The 19363-nt window shown below is 37.3% G+C and carries 15 protein-coding genes; 10 read left to right on the forward strand and 5 right to left on the reverse strand.

The genetic code is table 11. The features are described 5' to 3' along the window. The coding region (locus DNK85_RS10925) for an IS256 family transposase (protein ID WP_119329586.1) at positions 1 to 871 on the forward strand (871 nt) is incomplete at its 5' end. Between the two features lie 196 nt (positions 872 to 1067). Here the strand turns inward: DNK85_RS10925 and fabV are convergent. Both fabV and DNK85_RS10935 read right to left on the reverse strand, forming a co-directional pair. Beyond that, on the reverse strand, positions 1068 to 2261 hold the full coding sequence (gene fabV, locus DNK85_RS10930) for an enoyl-ACP reductase FabV (RefSeq protein ID WP_119329587.1): 1194 nt from the start codon (positions 2259 to 2261) through the stop codon (positions 1068 to 1070). Between the two features lie 87 nt (positions 2262 to 2348). Then, positions 2349 to 3275 carry a LysR family transcriptional regulator gene (locus DNK85_RS10935; protein ID WP_162896700.1) on the reverse strand — a complete coding sequence of 309 codons (927 nt, stop codon included), beginning with the start codon at positions 3273 to 3275 and terminating at the stop codon, positions 2349 to 2351. Positions 3276 to 3405: 130 nt separating this feature from the next. Here DNK85_RS10935 and DNK85_RS10940 point away from each other — a divergent pair, with 130 nt between their 5' ends. Together DNK85_RS10940 and DNK85_RS10945 are read left to right on the forward strand one after the other, a co-directional pair. Further along, positions 3406 to 4641, forward strand: coding sequence for a metal-dependent hydrolase family protein (locus DNK85_RS10940; protein ID WP_119329589.1), 1236 nt, complete (start codon positions 3406 to 3408; stop codon positions 4639 to 4641). A 62-nt stretch (positions 4642 to 4703) separates the two neighbouring features. After that, positions 4704 to 5948: a threonine/serine exporter family protein gene (locus DNK85_RS10945; RefSeq protein ID WP_119329590.1), complete on the forward strand. Its 1245-nt coding sequence runs from the start codon at positions 4704 to 4706 to the stop codon at positions 5946 to 5948. A 182-nt stretch (positions 5949 to 6130) separates the two neighbouring features. On the opposite strand, the gene dinB is transcribed toward DNK85_RS10945, so the two are convergent. Then, positions 6131 to 7192, reverse strand: a complete 1062-nt coding sequence (dinB, locus tag DNK85_RS10950; RefSeq protein ID WP_119329591.1) for a DNA polymerase IV — start codon at positions 7190 to 7192, stop codon at positions 6131 to 6133. A gap of 3 nt (positions 7193 to 7195) precedes the next feature. Next, positions 7196 to 8410: a multidrug effflux MFS transporter gene (locus DNK85_RS10955; RefSeq protein WP_119329592.1), complete on the reverse strand. Its 1215-nt coding sequence runs from the start codon at positions 8408 to 8410 to the stop codon at positions 7196 to 7198. Between the two features lie 220 nt (positions 8411 to 8630). On the opposite strand from DNK85_RS10955, the gene tig reads away from it, so the two are divergent. The 7 genes from tig (at position 8631) to miaA (ending at position 17777) form a co-directional block, all read left to right on the forward strand. After that, a complete protein-coding gene (gene tig, locus DNK85_RS10960) occupies positions 8631 to 9947 on the forward strand; it encodes a trigger factor (RefSeq protein WP_119329593.1) in 1317 nt (438 codons plus the stop codon). 145 nt (positions 9948 to 10092) lie between these two features. Next, complete coding sequence (gene clpP / locus DNK85_RS10965) at positions 10093 to 10704, forward strand: ATP-dependent Clp endopeptidase proteolytic subunit ClpP (protein WP_119329594.1); 612 nt, start codon at positions 10093 to 10095, stop codon at positions 10702 to 10704. Between the two features lie 81 nt (positions 10705 to 10785). Continuing rightward, positions 10786 to 12096 (forward strand): ATP-dependent Clp protease ATP-binding subunit ClpX, encoded by a 1311-nt coding sequence (gene clpX, locus DNK85_RS10970; RefSeq protein WP_119329595.1) that lies wholly within the window; start codon positions 10786 to 10788, stop codon positions 12094 to 12096. 5 nt (positions 12097 to 12101) lie between these two features. Then, positions 12102 to 14459: an endopeptidase La gene (lon, locus tag DNK85_RS10975; RefSeq protein WP_407919671.1), complete on the forward strand. Its 2358-nt coding sequence runs from the start codon at positions 12102 to 12104 to the stop codon at positions 14457 to 14459. A 115-nt stretch (positions 14460 to 14574) separates the two neighbouring features. Then, positions 14575 to 14886, forward strand: a complete 312-nt coding sequence (locus DNK85_RS10980; RefSeq protein ID WP_162896701.1) for an HU family DNA-binding protein — start codon at positions 14575 to 14577, stop codon at positions 14884 to 14886. Between the two features lie 217 nt (positions 14887 to 15103). After that, positions 15104 to 16834 (forward strand): SurA N-terminal domain-containing protein, encoded by a 1731-nt coding sequence (locus DNK85_RS10985; protein ID WP_119329597.1) that lies wholly within the window; start codon positions 15104 to 15106, stop codon positions 16832 to 16834. Positions 16835 to 16853: 19 nt separating this feature from the next. After that, entirely contained in the window at positions 16854 to 17777 is a 924-nt protein-coding gene (miaA, locus tag DNK85_RS10990) for a tRNA (adenosine(37)-N6)-dimethylallyltransferase MiaA (protein WP_119329600.1), read from the forward strand. Positions 17778 to 17825: 48 nt separating this feature from the next. On the opposite strand, the gene DNK85_RS10995 is transcribed toward miaA, so the two are convergent. Next, a complete protein-coding gene (locus tag DNK85_RS10995; protein WP_119329598.1) occupies positions 17826 to 19259 on the reverse strand; it encodes an RHS repeat domain-containing protein in 1434 nt (477 codons plus the stop codon). Between the last annotated feature and the right edge of the window lie 104 nt (positions 19260 to 19363).

Here is a 19363-nt window from a genome sequence, read left to right on the forward strand (position 1 = left end):
CTCAGCGGGAATTGCTGGTGTTTCAGATATTCAATTGCAATTACAGGAGCTTTATGGTGGTGCTGAGATCAGCACAAGCTTAATCAGTAAGATTACCGATGAGGTGTTGGAAGAAGTCAAACATTGGCAATCTCGGCCATTAGATGCAGTTTATCCGATTGTTTTCTTTGACTGCCTGGTGGTTAAAGTCCGTCAGGATAAGCGTGTGCTAAATAAAGCCGTTTATGTTGCTTTAGGTATAGATTGTACAGGGAAAAAAGATGTGCTAGGCCTTTGGATGAGTGAGAACGAAGGGGCTAAGTTCTGGCTGGCCAACTTAACCGAGCTGAAAAACCGTGGCGTACAGGATGTTTTAATTGCCTGTACAGATAATTTAACAGGCATGTCTGATGCCATTAGTGCTGCTTTTCCTAAAACAGAGCATCAGCTTTGTATTGTTCATCAAATCAGAAATAGCCTTAACTATGTCTCTTATAAGCAACGAAAAGAAGTGGCCGCTGATTTAAAACCTATCTATACTGCAGCCACAGAAGAGTCAGCCTTGATGGCATTAGAGGCTTTTGCACAGAAATGGGATAAACAATACCCGCATATTTCCAAATCATGGTATGCTCACTGGGATAACCTGGTTGTATTTATGCAATACCCTGATCAAATACGCAAGGTGATTTATACGACCAATGCAATTGAGTCTGTGAATAGCCAGTTGAGGAAAGTAACGAAAAATAAGCGTTCTTTCCCCAATGATAATGCAGTATTTAAAACCCTATTTTTGGCCATTGACTATATGACAAAAAAATGGACGATGCCAATTAGAAGTTGGAGTGAAGCAATGCCGCATTTTTTAATTAAATTTGAAGGCAGAATTTAAGTGCTATGGAAAATTTACACAGTTAGATGGATGGGCTCAAAATCACAGCAAGAAGGATAAAAATTTACTTTTTCAATTGTATGTATTCATTTGTATTAGTCTATTTTGCTTATCTTGATCCTGTAGCTTAGAAAATATTTCGCCCATTTTCCTAATTCATCTAGCTATTTTGCTGTAACACAAGTCTTGTGAGTGATTAGGGTCGCTTTAATTTTAATGCATCAACATCAATAGATGCATCATAGTCAACGCCGGCAACATTAAAGCCGTTTAGTTCTAGAAAATCCTGATAAAAGCCAGCAAAATCACTGATATCTTTAAAATTCTCGGATGTCATCTTGGACATGATTATATTAGTCAATGCTTGGGTGTTGGCATCCATTTCAAGATTGTCAGGGCGCACACGTCCAAATTTATCCGTAATACGTTTGTTACCATACATCATATCACGCATAAAACGATCGATTTGCTCAATGGTGTTCTCATGTGTGCCAAGTTCTTTCATGACCTTAAAAAGCGCGCAGCCATAGAGTGGAAATAGTGGAATAAAAGCGCTAGCTTTTGTTACTAATGCTTTGGCCACGGTAACAAATGCTTCACCTTGTAGATCATGTAGTTCTTTATTAACTGTCAGCGCAGTTTTTTCTAAATGACGCTTAGCAGCACCAATCGTGCCTTTTTTATAAATGGCATCAGTGCAATCAGCACCATCATAGGAGTAGGCGGTAGTTTTAAAGCCATGTGCTAAGACGTTAGCGTTTTTAAGTGACTCAATCCAAAGCTGCCAATCTTCACCACCCATTACTTTGATGGTTTCATTAATATCATGCTGAGTTGCTGCCATCATTTTACCATCGATAATGATTTGCTTGTTCAGGTCAAGTGTTGGTGCTACGATTTCACCTATTGTGCTTTTTAATACTGAGTTGTGTGTAATACCTGTTTTAGGATCAGTGCGTCTTGGTGAAGCAAGGCTATAGATCAATATATCAACTTTGTTGTCAAATTCTTTTTTGATCATGTCGATGGTCTGTTGTCTGATTTCATCAGAAAACGCATCCCCAATAATGTTTTTAGCAATAAGCCCATCCTTTTCAGCTTGCTCTTTAAACCAGATGTTATTCCACCAGCCAGCACTGCCTAAGCGTTTGTCATTAATGCCTGGCTCAAATGATACACTAATCGTATCAGCATCAGCACCATAAGCAAGGGCAATGCGTGATGCAAGACCATAGCCGGATGATCCGCCAATAATTAGTGCGCGTTTTTTACGCGTAAATTTTGGTAAGCTTTTCATATAATTAATCTGCTTTTCAACAACTGCTTTGCAGCCAATTGGGTGTGGGTTCTTAACCAAACCACCACGCATGATTTCAGGTTTTACAATCATGATATTTCCATAAGTTGAGATTTTAAAGTACTGCTGATGATATTAATCTGTGTTTTAGTAGTCAAGCTATTAGATTTAGTGTGGAAGTTATTTTGTGGTATTAAGAAATAATTTGGATATTTCATTTAAGATATTGTGCTTAAACCATGATTTTTGAGGACTCAATGTAAGATCTTGATGAAGCAAATGAATATCAATCTCTGGTGTGATGAATGGGAGATTAAATATTTTCAAATTAACTAAATTGGTAAATGCTGCTGCTGATTTGAACATAGTAATACAAAGTAGGTTGTAATCTAAAATTATACTGCCTAGCATTTCTATATTTGAAACAATAAGTCGATATTTACGTTGAATGCCAAAGCTTTGTAAGGAGTTCTCTATGATGGTATTTGCAATATTGGAACTGTAGGATATGGCAACGTGTTCATATTTATTAAGGTCATTGACACTTATTGTCATCTGTTTGTTTAAGTTTTGGTTGCCTGATAAACAGATATAGGTATCTTTAAAGTATAACTCGCGGGAGAAGTTTGACGGAATAGAGCTAAAGCTTCCAATCAAAAAATCAAAGCTTTGAAGCTTTGATTTGTTTATGCTATCTAGGCTAGTAATTCTGTGCAAGTTTATTTTAATTTTTGGAAGTTCTTTTATTTGTTGATAAAGCAGATCAATAAATGCTTTATCTATATGTTCTTGAATTCCAATAGATATTTCAAGATTAATTTCTTTTGGGTTGAAAAGAGTATTTGGTTGTAACAGATGATCAATTTTATGCATTATATGATGGAGTTGGCTTTGTATTTGTTTGGCTTTTTCGGTTAATACAAAACCTGTTTCAGTTTTGTTTGGTAATAAAAGAGGATCCTGAAAGATTTCTCGAAGTTGTTTTAAAGAGTTACTTACCGCTGGTTGGGTTCTAAATAGCTTGATACTGGCGATCGTAACGCTTTTTTTATCCAATAGCACATGCAAAGTGCGCAGAAGGTTTAAGTTTAATTGATCTACACGCATATTTATCACAAAGAGTAGAATGGTATTCATTTGATTTATATTGTCTCATAAAAAATATAAATTTCACAAATGTTAATCATACGGTCATGATACAAGAAAGAAAAAATTACACTTTTGAGGATGAATTAGCATGAGAAGTTTTTTAATTGAAAACGTGTCAGTATTTAATGGTCAGGATAATGAAATTAAAGATTATCATTATTTATATATTGAAGAGGGCATCATAAAAGCATTAACAAACGAAAGGATTGCCGACTTTACACCACAGGAGATCATTGATGCAAAAGGTATGTACTTAATGCCAGGATTAATAGATGCGCACGTGCATTTATCAACAGCTTCATCAGTAGATCTGGCAAATGATCATTTGCCACAAGATTATCTGGCAATCAATGCTATTGATGCAGCTAAGGAGAGTTTATTAAGAGGCTTTACTACGCTAAGGGATGCTGGTGGCGCTGGATTAGGTATAGCGCGCTCATTTTCCATGAGAAAAGAATCCACTCCACGGCTATTTTATAGTGGTAAAGCATTAAGTGCTACAAATGGGCATGGTGATTTTAGACACTCTGCAGAGTCAGAGTGCTGTTCTTGTCAAGTAAGTGGGTCAAATATTTCGACTCTTTGTGATGGTGTTCCAGAGGTGTTAAAAGCAACTAGGGAGCAGTTAAGGGAAGGTGCAACCCAGATTAAAATTATGGCAGCAGGTGGTATTGCCTCACCTACAGATAAGGTTCAAAGTCTTCAGTTTTCAGATCAAGAAATATTAGCAATTGTTGATGAAGCAAATCGAAATGGAACTTATGTTATGGCTCATGCCTATACTCCGGAGGCGCTTATCCGGTGCGTTAAGCTTGGTGTTAGATCTTTGGAGCATGCTAATTTATTGGATGAAAAATCAGCGAAATATATTAATGAAAAAAAAGATGTGTTTATTGTTCCAACACTTGCTATATATGAGGCACTTTATCAGCATGGGAAGGAGTATAACACGCCAGCAGTAGTGTTAGAAAAGCTTGAAGAGGTGAGAGCATCTTGTATTAAAGCAATTAAAATTGCGCATAAATATAATGTTAATTTAGGTTTTGGTACTGATTTATTAGGTGGTTTAATGCAGTATCAATGTTCTGAATTCATACTGAGATCTAAAGCTGAAACAACATTTCAAACATTATATTCGGCAACTTATAAAAATGCAGAGTTACTTAATATGGAGAAAAAGCTTGGGTTTATTGGACAAGGGGCGTATGCCGATATTATTGCCGTTGATAAGAATCCATTGAATGATATTTCTGTCATGGCTAATCCTTTAGATAATTTAAAGCTGATAATAAAGGATGGATACATCGTTCTGAATAAAATTTGAAAAGTTTTATAGAAATAGTTTCAAACAGTTTTACAAAGCGTTAAAACTTTTAAGGTATATGAATGATTAAAAAAATCTCTGTAGGCTATTTTAGTCAAATTTTTAATCTACTAGTTAAATTAGCAATTATAACTCATAGTGCAGGTGTGCAATCAAAGAGATTGGAACAGTTTTTATCAAAAACAGCCTTGGCTCTTGGTTGTGTAGGAGAGTTTATCGTTTTACCTAATCAAATTTTTATGCATGCTTATAGCCAAAAAACGAACTTTTCTCATACTAAGCTCCTTAGAGTGGGAGATGCTGCTTTAGATATAAATAAGATAATTAAAATCAGTGCTCTCATCTGGAAAGTTCAGCATGGTCAGATGAATGTACTAGAAGCTAGCAATAGTCTAGATCAAATTGATAAGAGCTTACCTTATTATAGCGTTTGGACGGTGAGTATAGGTTATTTGGCTGCAAGTGCTGGTTTCGCTGGTTTTTTACAATGTAACTATATTTCAATTTTACTGTCTGCAGTTTTGGGTGTGATAGTATATCTATCTTCGATTGCTATGAAACGCTATAGACTAGGATATTTTGAGGCGTTTTTGAGTGCAAGCCTAATTGGACTGATAGCTGGGACATGCTCTTTTGTTTCCCCAGAACTAAATCCATACCTGATAAGTTTATCTGCAATAATTTATTTAATTCCAGGATTTACAATTAGCTCAGGTATTATTGAAATTAGCTATAAATATACACTGTCAGGCTTTATAAACCTAGTTAATGGGGTCACATATTTAGTGACATTATTTTCAGCGATTTACTTTAGTGTGTTGTTTTGTCAAAAAATATTGGTAGGAGCGCCAATTATTGATCATCAATTACTAAGTCAAATTACAGATTACAAGTGGATTAGTGCAGTGGTTATGTCAATGGGTTTTTCTATTATTTTTCAGATACCTAAAAGGGAATTTTTGTGGGTTAGCTTAGCCATAGTATTGATGATTGTATCAATTTTATTTGCAGAAAAAATATTGTCTAGTCCAAATTTTGGTAATATTTTAGCAGCATTCATTTGTTCTATCTATTCTGCTAAATGGAGTAATAAATGTAAAAAGCCTGAGTCAATCATATTGTTGCCAGGAATTGTCTTTTTAGTCAGCGGAAGCGTAGGGTTTAGAGGGGTCGTAAGTTTATCCCAAGGTGATTATATTTTGGCTTTACACCAAACTTGCCAAATGTTTATGGTTGCTGTATGTATTGCTGTTGGTTTAGTGTCAGGAAAAATTATATGCAATAACAGATCGGGAAGTGGTTTGTGAGTATATTTTTGATGGGATATGTATTTGCTTAGTTACTTATCTGCTCCTATTTCGAACTGTTACCGGAGGTTGTTTGGTATGAAGCTATGTGTTCATAATTTAAGATATCCAAACAAAGTAATATAGAACGCCTCTTTAGAAATATGTAAGCAAGCAAATGTTTATAATATTTTAATGAATTTTTATAAATATGAGAGAGGAATTTGTCTAATAGGTTGATCATTGAGCTTGACACCTAAGCCAAGTAAGCGAATGGGGTTGGTTTGTTTTTGATATAAGTTGTCAAATAACATAAGGTAGAGATTAAGCTCGTTACTTTGGGCGTGGCGTTCAATACTTTTTTTGTGAAATGTGTTATCAGTGATTTTAATAAAAATACCTTCGATGCATAGTATATGTTCAGGCTTTAGTTTTACTAAAAGCTCTTGATATAACTGTTTTAATGCTTTAATACATTCATCTGGTGTTGTTAGGTCGTATTGATAAGTGTGTTCAACACCTAATGATTTGCGAATGCGTTTGGGGTTGACCACGCGCCGATCAATACCACGACAGTAATCATGCAAACTGGTGCCAAGCTTGCCAAAGCTGTGCTCTAACTCGGTAATATTAAGCCTTTGCAAATCAGCACAGGTTTTAAGTCCCATTTTTTGAAGTTTATCTTTTGTGACGCTACCAACACCAAAAAGCTTGCCAACGGGTAAGTCCTGAATAAATTGCTTTACATCTTGTGGACGAATGACATATAAGCCATTGGGTTTATTAATATCACTGGCAATTTTTGCTAAGAGTTTGTTGGGGGCAACACCTGCTGAGGCAGTAAGTCCTGTTTGTTGCAAAATCTCCTCTTTGATAGCTTGTGCTATTAATGTTGCGCTATTGGCGTGGCTTTTTACATCTGTTACATCAATATAAGCCTCGTCCAATGATAATGGTTCAACCAGCGGGCTAATACTTTTAAAGATATCGCGAATAATATTGGAGACATGTTTATATTTATCAAAATCGGTGGGGAGCAAGATTAACTGGGGACATTTTTGTAGTGCAATACGTGTTGGCATCGCAGAGTGTACACCATAACTTCGTGCAATATAATTGCAAGTGCAAAGCACACCACGCTTGATATTATTACCACCAACGGCAAAAGGCTTATCACAAAGAGCGGGATTGTCTTTTTCCTCGACTTGCGCAAAAAAATAATCCATGTCGATATGAATTATTTTACGGGCAGAGAAGTCATTCATGTTTTATGTGTTTGCTGTGTTTTTATTTAAAGAGAGGGTTAAGGCAGATAATAAAACTAAGCTGGTGATTGAGGTTGCAAGCATTGTCAGTGCCAGTGGGTAAGAAGTATTGATTGCAAAGAGCGTTGCTACTGAACCAACTACTGAGCTGCCACCTAATTCAAGGGCGCCAAACATCGCTGATGCGGCTCCAGGATATGCACCAAAGGGCTCAAGTGCACCACTGGCACCTGAGCCTGCGGTTAACGCACAACCAAAAGTAGCGAGCATGCTCGGACCAAAAAAGCCCCATAAGCTTAAACCAAAAAGTTGATAGATTATGATAAGCAAAATACCTGAAGATAATATTAATATTGACCCTAGTATCGAGGTTTTTAAAACGCCCAGTTTATGAACAACGGCACCAGAGATTAGCGAACCAATTAAAAATGCACCACCTGCCAGACCAAAGAAAATACCGATTTGTGAACGTGGTTCCTCAAGCGTTTGAATGATGTAGGGCGTCATTGAGAAAAGTGTGAAAAAAGCTGAAACCCCAGCAATTGCAGGCAAAGTATATGCCCAGAAGGTAAGACTCTTGCAAATGCTTAGATAACGACCAAAGAGGCTGAAATTAAAAGGCTTGCGATTATTTGGATGTGCACTTTCTTTAATAAATAGGATTGTTAATATCAGTGTGAATGCACCAAGACCTGCTAAAAAATAGAACACAGCATGCCATGGAAAATAAGCCGTTAATAAGACACCAATGATGGGACCTAAAATGGGTGAGATAGAAATCATAGCATTTAGAAAGCTATAAATCATCGCACTTTTCTTGCCGGAGAAGGCATCGCGCACAATAGCAAATGCGCTAACAGACATACCGCAAGCGCCAAAACCCTGAATAATGCGAAAGGCAATAAGCCAGCCGATATGATTTGATAGTGCGCACAATAATGAGCCAATAAAAAATAAAGAAACGGAAATAAAAAGTATTTTGTAGCGACCAAACTGATCTGATAGTGGCCCTAGAATAAGTTGACCAAACCCTGTGACAAGAAAGAATAAAGATAGGGTTAATTGCACCATTTCCTGACTGGTGTTTAAAATCGCTTTCATCTCAGGAATAACGGGCATATAAGTGTCTAATGCCAGTGCGAAACTAAAAACGACGGGTGCTAGTAAAAAGACTGTAATAAGTGGTGAGTAAGGCCATTGATAGGTTTTATGTGTCATGATATCTATTTTGTGGTTGTGTGTGCTTGTGTTGTTCACAAGCATTTAATGTAATTATTGTAGCTGTTCTTAAAGTAAAGTCGAGCGCTTCTTAAAGAGAAAATAGGCTGGCGCTTTAAATTCGAGCATTAAAGCGCTAGACAATTGAGCGAGCAAAATATAAACTCTGACCCTGAATTTTAAACCTTAAAAATATAATGTGTACAAATAAGGATTAGTAATGCAAGTATCTGTTGAAAAAAAAGAAGGCATTCATTGCGTTTTAAATATTGAGTTGCCAGCAGCTGAAATTGATACAGAAGTATCAAAGCGTATTCAGCGTATTGCTAAAACAGCGAAAGTCGATGGTTTTAGACCAGGTAAAGTACCAGCTGGTATGATTAAGAAAAAATATGGTGAACAAGTACGTTTTGAAGTGTTAGGTGATGTTTTACCAAGCAAATACAGCAAAGCAATAGAAGAACACAAGTTAAATGCAGCTGGCGTTGAGGTTGAAATTCTAAATAACAAAGAAGGGGAGGCACTTAAATTCAATGTTAATGTTGAGCTTTTCCCTGAGGTGGTTGTTAAAGATTTAGATAAAATTTCAGTTGAAAAACCAGTCGTTGAACTAGGTGATGCGCAAACAGATCAAATGATTAGCAACCTTCGCAAACAGCTTGCAACTTGGAAAGAGGTTGAGCGTGAAGTGAAAACTGATGATCGTGTGACAATTGATTTTGTTGGTCGTGTTGATGGTGAAGTATTTGAAGGTGGTTCAGCAAACGCTTCTGAGGTGATGATCGGTTCAGGTCAAATGATTCCTGGATTTGAAGATGGTATCATCGGTATGAAAAAAGATGAAGAAAAAACCATTGATGTAACTTTCCCTGAAGATTATCAAAATGATGAGCTAAAAGGTAAAGCAGCACAGTTTGATATCGTGGTTAAAAATATTAAAGAAGCTGAGTTACCGGAGATTGATGACAAATTCGTTGAGCAGTTTGGTATCAAGGGTGGTATTGATGAGTTTTATGTTGAGATCAAGCAAAACATGGCACGTGAGCTAAAAAATGCTATTAGTAAAACAGTGAAAACACAAGTATTTGATCAGTTGGTTGATATTATTGATTTTGATGTGCCTAAATCACTAATCAAGCGTGAGATCGATCGCTCTAAGCAGGATTTAATTGAGCGCATGGGTGGGGCTAAGTCAAAAATGAAAGCAGAAGACTTGCCGGATGATTTATTCAAAGTTAAGGCTGAAAAATCAGTTAAGTTGGGTTTGATCTTGCAAGCGATTGTACGTGATCAGAAGTTTGAAGCCGATCAAGATGCGATTGATACAGTGATCGAAGAGATGGCTTCTGTGTACGAAGATGCGCAAGAAGTGCGTGATCATGTTAAAAATAATAAGAAAGAGCTAGAGAATATCAAAAACGTTGTGGTTGAAAATAAATTGGTTGATTGGGTAGTTGAGCAGGGTCAAACGACTGAAAAAACCGAAGACTTTTTTGATTTAATTAAGAAAGTGTTACCACAAGGTGATATGTTTTAAGCGATAGCTTAAAGCAAAGCAATTTGTGCCAGTAAATCACTGGAGAAAATGAAATAATCAACTTAAACTAAGAGCCACGTTTGTGGCTTTTTTATTATTAACTTGTTAGTGCAAAACACTTGCAATATGAATATAAGGTGAAAATATGATTACAAATAATTTAGTTCCTATGGTTGTTGAGCAAACATCTCGTGGTGAGCGCTCATATGATATTTACTCGCGTTTATTAAAAGAGCGCATTGTGTTTTTAAATGGCGAAGTGCATGATACATCTGCCAATTTAGTGATTGCTCAATTATTATTTTTAGAATCAGAGAATCCTGATAAAGATATTTATTTTTATATTAACTCACCGGGTGGTTCAGTCACTGCGGGTATGGGTGTTTATGATACGATGCAGTTTATCAAGCCAAATGTTAGTACGATTTGTATCGGTTTGGCGGCAAGTATGGGTGCGGTATTGTTGGCAGCGGGTGAAAAAGGTAAGCGCTATAGCCTGCCACATTCGCAAATTATGATTCATCAACCGCTAGGTGGTTTTAGAGGGCAGGCATCTGATGTTGAGATTCATGCGCGTAATATGCTAAGAATTAAAGAACGCTTGAATCGTGTGTTGGCGCGTCATACGAGCCAGTCGTATGAGCAAACTGTAAAAGATACTGACCGTGATAATTTTATGATGGCAGAAGAAGCAAAAGAATATGGGTTAATCGATCAAGTGATTGAATCAAGAGCACATATTCCGGGTGTTAAATAAAGAATAAAAGCTTGAATTTCTGCCTAATCGTCCGCAACTCGGTGGGCGTTTATAATTTTGATTGTTTTTAGAGAGGAAAATATGCCAAGAAAAAGACGTGGCGAGGGTGATAGTGGCAGCGGGCGCACGCTGTATTGTTCATTTTGTGGGAAATCACAACAAGAAGTACGTAAGTTAATTGCAGGACCTTCGGTTTATATTTGTAATGAGTGTGTGACCTTATGCGAGGGAATTATCAAAACAGGTGGATCGCAAGACGCAACGCAGGAGCCTGATTTATCAACGCCTGAAGGCAAGCAGAGTTTACCTAAACCTGTTGATATCAAGAAACATTTAGATGAATATATTATTGGGCAAGATGCGCCTAAAAAAGTATTGTCAGTAGCGGTATACAATCACTACAAGAGAATTTATAACAAGCAAACACAAGATGATGATGTGACATTGTCTAAGAGTAATATTTTACTGCTAGGCCCAACAGGTTCAGGTAAAACTTTGCTTGCGCAAACTTTGGCAAAAATGCTTAATGTTCCTTTTGCTATTGCTGATGCAACGACGTTAACAGAAGCAGGTTATGTTGGTGAAGATGTTGAAAATGTGATTCAAAAGTTATTGCAAAATGCTGACTTTGATGTCAAAAAAGCAGAGCGTGGCATTATTTACATTGATGAGATTGATAAAATTGCACGTAAATCAGAAAATCCGTCGATTACGCGTGATGTCTCTGGTGAAGGAGTGCAACAAGCATTATTAAAACTAATTGAAGGTACAGTTGCATCAGTGCCACCAAAAGGTGGCAGAAAGCATCCCAACCAAGATCTTGAACAAGTGGATACCAGCAATATTTTATTTATTTGTGGTGGTGCTTTTGCAGGCATTGAATCAGTAATTCAACAGCGAACAGAAAAGTCAGGTATTGGTTTTGGTGCTGAAGTTTTTGGTAAAAATGATCAGGCGTCTCATAATCGTTTGCTTAAGCAAGTTGAGCCAGAAGATTTGGTGAAATTTGGCTTGATTCCTGAATTAATCGGACGTTTGCCGGTTATGGCTATTTTGGAGGAACTCGATGAAGAGGCATTGGTGAAAATTTTAACTGAGCCAAGAAATGCCTTGATTAAGCAGTATACGAAGCTATTTGAAATTGAAGAGGTCAATGTCGAGTTTACGCATGAGGCGATTAAAGCAGCAGCTCATAGAGCGGTTAAACGCAAAACGGGTGCACGAGGATTGCGCTCCATTTTGGAAAATGCGCTGCTTAATATCATGTTTGAGGCGCCATCGATTGAGAATGTTGAAAAAGTCGTGATCGATGAGCAAGCAATCAATGGTAAAGAAGAGCCACTGATTGTTTTAAAAGATCAAGCGCAATTTAGACTGGCTTCAGCTCAATAAGGTTAATGTGCATGCAATTATATTCTAATGATAAACAGAATGTTGAAGAGTTGGTACCGGTTGTACCGTTAAGAGATATCGTGGTTTACCCTTACATGGCAGTTCCCCTTTTTGTCGGTAGAGAAAAGTCAATTGCTGCAATTAGTGAGGCACATGCAACACGACAAAAAGTGCTCTTGATGACACAAAAATCCGATGATGTCGATAATCCTAAAGTCAAGGACTTACACACCACAGGAACCTATGCCAAGATCCTGCAGTTGATGAAGTTGCCCGATGGTACATATAAGGTATTGGTTGAAGGCATTCGTCGTGCTAAGGTGCTCAAGTATTTTGAAGATACCCCCTTTATCGCTGCTCAAATTGAGTTAATTGAAACAAAAAATGACCTAAATGATGTTGATGAGAGTGGCTTTATTCGTGCGATCTTATCTAGCTTTAAAACTTTAGCAGATATGAATGGTCAGATTCCCAAAGAGATTTTATCGTCAATTTTGTCAGATACCAATTTAACACGAATTATTGATACGGTTGTAGCACAGGTGCATGCAACTGTCACAAAAAAACAAGAAGTGCTTGAAGCAGAAAATCTGCAGCAGCGTGCATCTTTGTTGTTAAAACTATTAATGGCAGAAACGGATGTATTAGAGCTTGAGCGCAATATTAAAGACCGTGTGAAATCACAGGTTGAACGTAATCAGCGTGAATACTATCTCAATGAACAAATCAAAGCGATCTATAAAGAGATGGGTGATGCTGATGAAGCACAAGAATTTGAGCAGTTAAAAGAAAAAATTAACACAGCAAAAATGTCGAAAGAAGCGACAGAGAAAGCATTGTCTGAGCTTAAGAAGCTCAAAGCAATGCCGCCATCTTCGGCAGAATCTTCCGTATCACGTAACTATATTGAAACGCTTACTTCATTACCGTGGTCAAAGCGTAGTAAAGTAAAAAGAGATTTGAGGCAAGCGGAAGATGTCTTAAATATTGATCATTATGGCTTGGAAAAGGTCAAAGAGCGTATTTTGGAATACCTAGCAGTGCAACAAAGAATGCGTAAGCTTAAAGGGCCTATTTTGTGTTTGGTAGGTCCTCCTGGCGTTGGGAAAACATCCCTTGGGCAATCTATTGCCAAAGCGACGGGGCGTAAATATGTGCGTATGGCATTGGGTGGCGTTAAAGATGAAGCAGAGATTCGTGGACATAGACGCACGTATATTGGTGCACTTCCTGGCCAGATTATGCAAAAGATCAATAAAGTACAAGTGAATAATCCGCTATTTTTATTAGATGAAATCGATAAGATGTCAGCTGATTTTCGTGGAGATCCATCTTCAGCGATGCTTGAGGTATTAGACCCCGAGCAAAACAATACCTTTAATGATCATTATCTAGATGTTGATTATGATTTATCAGATGTAATGTTTGTAGCAACAGCAAATAGCCTGAACATTCCTGATGCATTAAGAGATCGGATGGAAATTATTTATCTATCTGGTTATACCGAGGATGAGAAAAAGAATATTGCCAAGAACTATTTACTGCCAAGGGCGATTAAAGATAATGGCTTGAAACAAACTGAAATTTCAGTTGCTGATAAAGTGATCGATGATATTATTCGTTATTATACACGTGAAGCGGGTGTGCGTCGCCTGCAGCAAGAGCTTAACAAGATATGTCGCAAAGCAGTGAAGCACATCCTATCTGCTAAAGACGGCAAGAAAGTCTCTGTTAATGGTAAAAATCTTGATAAGTATCTTGGTGTCAGACGCTATGATTTCGGTTTAGCACAGCAAGAGGATAAAGTCGGACAAGTCACAGGTCTTGCGTGGACTGAGGTCGGTGGCGATCTATTAACCATTGAGGCTGTTACTACCTCGGGCAAGGGTAAGCTTAAGAGCACCGGTAAGCTAGGTGAAGTGATGCAAGAATCTATCCATGCGGCCTTAACTGTTGTTCGTACGATGGCTAAAGATTATGGCTTGGATGATGACTTTTATGAAAAACATGATTTTCATATTCATGTGCCAGAGGGGGCTACACCAAAAGATGGGCCAAGCGCTGGTATTGCAATGTGTACGGCGGTTTTATCTTCGTTAACTGCTATTCCTGTTAGAAAAGATGTTGCGATGACTGGTGAGATTACCTTACGTGGTGATGTATTACCTATCGGGGGCTTAAAAGAAAAGCTCTTAGCAGCACTTCGTGGTGGTATTACGACAGTCTTAATTCCGTTTGAAAATAAAAAGGATCTTCAAGAGATTCCACAGAACGTAAAAGATGGTTTGGAAATCATTGCTGTAAAGCGAATTGAAGAAGTTTTAACACGTGCGCTTATTTCAAAAAAAGCCAAAAAAAGCTAGAAAAAATGTAAAAACATCAAAAAAACGTTAAAAAACCACGAATTAGCAATAAACCGTGTTGACGTGAGGTATTGTGCTTGCTATAACTTATGCGGGTGGCGATACCTTATCGCTTATAGGAAAGAGTTATTCAACAACGAAAGAGGAAAGCATCGTGAATAAAAGTGAACTAGTAAAAGCAATCGCAGAAAAAGCTGATGTAACAAAGGATGTCGCTCAGCGCGCGTTAGACGCAACGACTGACGCAGTAACTCAGGCGTTAAAGGCAGGTCAAACAGTTACACTTGTTGGATTTGGTTCATTCCAGGTTCGTGCAAGAGCAGCGCGTGAAGGTCGTAACCCTAAGACAGGTGAGAAAATGAAAATCAAAGCATCTAAGTCTCCTTCATTTAAGGCAGGAAAATTATTAAAAGATGCGGTGAACTAAAATAGTTCTATATCGTGGGTGCTTAGCTTAGCATACAGAGCATAGCCCTTACTGGGCAATGCTCTGCTCTGTATGGAGTTTGAACACTTGAGCACCCACCACATCTTTAAAGGCATACTATAGCTTATAGTGTGCCTTTTTGTTTTCGCTTTGGCATTCCCATGCTAAGATGTGACGACTTAATATTAAGCGCAATGGAAGTAGGTAGTAGTGGCATATGTTGCAATCGATTAATGATAAATTTAAAGGTTGGATTACGTGGATTATAATCATCGCAGTGAGTGCGGTTTTTGTATTAACAGGTATTAGTTATTTCTTTGTCTCAGGTGGCGTTTCACCACAGTCTGTAGCAAAAGTCGGTGATATACAAATTTCTCAGAACAGTTACCAACGCGCATTATCTCAAAACATGCAGGCGCAACCTTCACTTGATCAAAAGGCACTACAAGAAAAAACATTGAATCAGTTGGTAGATCAAGCGCTGTTACAGCAAGACGCCACGGCATCACATATTGTCATCACGCAATCAGCTATATCTAATGCAATTTTTCAGAATTCAGCATTTGTTGAAAATGGGCAATACTCTGCAAAGCGTTTCGATGAATTAGCTAAGTTATATGGTGGTGCTGACAATATCAAAGCGCTGATTGCAAATAGTCTATTAAATTCAAGCATTGTGACACCATTATTACAAAGTGAATTTGTATTAAGTGATGAGCAAAAAATGCTAAGTGCGTTAATGGGGCAAAAGCGCGAAGTGATGTATTATGATTTTGCTGCAAAAGATTATGCTAAGAAGATCAAGCCAACAGATAAAGAACTTCAGGCTTATTATGAAACACATAAGGCACAATATGAGCAGACTGAGCAAGCCATTGTTTCCTATGTGAAACTGTCATCACAGGATTTTGTCAGTAAAGCGGCTATATCGCAAGATAAGATCAATAGCTATTATCAAGCTAATAAAGATGCATTAATGTCACCAGAGTTAAGAGCTGGTGAGACCATTACCATCGATAAAAAGGCTAAAGACAGCAAAGCAATTGCTGATAAGATTAAAGCAAATAAGGCATTAACAGCTGAAGAATTAAAAGAAGTTAAGATTAAGCAGATAAAACCATTATCGCAAGCTGAAGCTTCGGGCTTTGCACAGTTTGCATTGTTTAATCTAACACTTGAATCACCGGTAAAAGAAACATCAGATAATGAGTTTGTCAAATTAACAAAAATTACAGCACCTGCGCAGATGTCACTTCAAGCGGCAAAGTCAGTGATTGAGAAGATTCTTAAAAACCGTGCTGCATTGGCTAAGTTTAATAAAGTATTGACAAGTATTAATAGCAACAGTTTTGAGCAAGTCGTTAAAGCCAATAAGTTAACAATCGCAACAACAAAGGCATTTGATAACAAGACAACAAGTGCAGGTATTGAAGGTAATGCTAAATTGCAAGAAGCAGTATTTGATCATAATAAAACGCAAGGCTTTATTGCTCAAGGTCAGACAGATGGCATGATCTATAAGGTAGATAAGGTGATTCCTAAACATATATTAAGCTTTGCTGAGGTTAAAGATAAGGTCAAAACTGCTTATGTTGCAAAAGCATCATTATCTCAAGCAAAAAATGCTGCCGAAGATGTACTTAAAGCATTGCAAGATAAAAAGCAAATCACGATGGTCAAGGCGAAAACACAAGAGATTTCGCGTAGTGATTTCACACTTGACCAAGACTTAAAAACAGCAATTTTTAGCGATGGCTTGAAGACATATAGACTTGCACAAAATGGTGCGTCTTATTGGGTTTATCAAGTGGCAAAAGTCATCGATGGCACTGATCAACTACCAACTCAAGTTCTGCAAAACAATTATAGTAATATTGCGCTAAATGACTATTTGGCTGCACTGAAAAAACAATATAAAGTTGAGATTAATCATCACTTGATTCAATAATGATTTCCCCATGCCTGTTATTTCAAAAAAAGTCTATGCCTTAGCTGGACCTACTGCTTCAGGTAAAACTGGACTTTCAATTAAGCTTGCCAAGCGAATGAATGCTGAAATTATTAGTGTTGATTCAGCTTTGGTATATAAAAGATTGGATATTGGTTCAGCTAAGCCTACATTTCAGGAAATGGAAGGTGTCTGCCATCATCTAATTAACATTATAGAGCCGTGGCTTAATTATTCAGTGAGTGATTTTTTAAATGATAGCAATCGACTGATTCAGGAAATCCATGCACGTAACAAGGAAGTGCTCCTTGTTGGTGGGACGATGATGTACTTTAAGGCATTGCAAGAGGGTATTTCAAAACTGCCTGAAGCCGATGGCAACTTGCGTGAAACAATAAAATTACAAGACCTAGCATATTGGTATGATTTCTTAATGCATAAAGATCCGTTAACGGCAAATAGGCTTAATCCACATGATCAGCAGCGAATCGAACGCGCCGTTGAGGTGATCTTACTCACCGATCGACCTTATTCAAACATCATTTCTGAAAATGCAAAAGAGGGTGGTTTAGGCGAATCACTTAAACTATGTGCGCTAGTGCCTAGTGATCGTCAACACTTGCATTACATGATTGAAAAGCGGTTTATGCAAATGCTGGACAATGGCTTTTTAAAAGAAGTCGAAGCACTTAAAAATTTAGCATCTATGCATGCTAAGTTGCCGTCAATGCGTAGTGTCGGTTACCGCCAGGCATGGCAATATCTTGACGGTGAGTATGATTATAAGGAATTTATTGCCAAAGGAGTTGCAGCAACACGCCAGCTTGCTAAGCGCCAGTTAACCTGGATTCGTAACTGGCACCAGCCGATGTTGGCAATTGATGCCAATCAGGGTTTTGATCAGAAGCTTAGTCAAGTATTAGAGTTTTTTAATAAGGTGTAGAAGCTTACATTGTAGATGTGGAAGTTCAGATAAGCATTCCTGCAGCGATTAAATGCAATTGTCTTTTTTTAGCATTCTACGACAGAAAATTTGGCAATTCCATCTGTTATCTCCTCCCTCTCCTCCCGTTAATTTATAATTTGGTAGTAATTTTATGTTATTGTTATTTTGTAAGTTCACCATATTTTGTATAACCTGGCTGATTTCCTCCTTGTTTAGCGTTTTAACTACATCATATTTACCCTTTAGTTTCATATTAATTTGCAAATGTATTTCTCCTAAAGGTTCTCGAAAAAAAGGTAATCGTCCAAAAATCTTTACGAGTATATTTGCCTTTGATTCATATTCAAGTCTATATATATTTCCATCATTATCTTCGATAATAAATCGCTCATGCCCTAATTTTAAAGGATTATTCGGATCATATTTTGGTGTTGTTCTATCAATGATTTTTAAAAACTTTTTCCTTTCAATCTTCATAGATTTAATATTTGCTTCCTCGGGTAATAATTGCATTACTTTAGATATATCTTCTGGTGAAGAATTTTTAGTTAATTCCAGCTGATTGGAGGCTTTTTTAATTTTCATTAGTCCAGATTCTTGTTGATAATTATCTTCGCTATGTCTTGCTAAAACAGAAGTCGTATCTTGTAACAAACTCATAAACTCAATTCTTGCTAAAGCAGGATACATGCCAAATTCAGCAAAAAAGTGCCCACTTAGATCAATACCCATTAATGGATTGTTATCACCATAGAAATAACCATTGATTAACCCATAGCTATTAAAAGCATAACTATCCACTTGGATAAAGCTTCTTAAGCTTGGATCATAATCACGTGCCTTAAGATAATATAAGCCAGTCAATGGATCAAACATATAGCCCGAATATTGAAGAGGATTGGTTGCAAGATCTAATGATCCATTTTTATTTTCTGTCTTCTGTCTTCCGTCTTCCGTCTTCTGAACCCCATAGACACCATATTGATAAAACTGTGGCTTATCACTCAACTGACCAATGACTGAACCGTGACGGTTGTGTAACAGCACGATTGCATCACCCATGATACTACGCACAGTCACATTATTAGTTATTAAATACGCGGATGATTGTTGTGTACCGTCACTTGAATTTAACAGTTCATTATTGCGTGAATAGTAATGCACAAGTATCTGAGTATTGCTTTGCACTACAGCACGCAGACCATTGGCGTAGTAATAATTGCTTTCTTTAGCACCTGCGGCGAGGCTCACTTGTGTTAACTCGTTTGCTGCATTATAGCTAAAGATTGCCCCTTTATTATCCATAGACATATTGCCATTGGTATTATAATGAATCGCTGAGCTAACCAAAACACGCTGATGATTTACATTTTGCTCATTTACTGTTTTAATGCCATTTAGCGAATACGCCATGCTTTGGGTGATAAAAAGACACGACATTCCTATAGCAATACATAGCTTAGATTTATTATTTAACATTTTGACCCATTACTAATCATTAATAAAACAATTGTGATTAAAAATCACTCTATTAGGTAAAAGTCAATATAAATCTAAAAAATAACTCTGTACACGAAGAAAAA

The sequence above is a fragment of the Cysteiniphilum halobium genome (assembly GCF_003574425.1).
Lineage (GTDB): Bacteria > Pseudomonadota > Gammaproteobacteria > Francisellales > Francisellaceae > Caedibacter > Caedibacter halobius.